Genomic DNA, 280 nt, shown 5'->3' on the forward strand with positions numbered 1-280 from the left:
CCAAAGCATCGACTTATTACTAGCCATGTAGCCCGCAAAACCTTTGTTACTAACTCACTAATATTTGGAATGAAAGAGCTTGTTGTAAGAAATATAACCGGCCACAAGAAGGAGTCTTCATTTAAGAAATATGTAAAAATCGCTGATGATGTTAAGAAATCTGAAATGGATAATACCTGGGGTAAAATCTGACAACGAGAATGTCCAAACTACAAACGATAAGATGTCTTTTAGCATGTACTCGTCACAGCATAATTTTTCTAAAATCGAGTGGAAGCAA

At 35.7% G+C, this 280-nt stretch carries 1 pseudogene; it reads left to right on the forward strand.

The window, feature by feature from the left end:
- A pseudogene (locus E1176_RS00035) lies at positions 1–192 on the forward strand (site-specific integrase); the annotation flags it as partial.
- Positions 193–280: the final 88 nt, after the last annotated feature.

This window comes from Fulvivirga aurantia (assembly GCF_009711475.1).
Taxonomy (GTDB): domain Bacteria; phylum Bacteroidota; class Bacteroidia; order Cytophagales; family Cyclobacteriaceae; genus Fulvivirga; species Fulvivirga aurantia.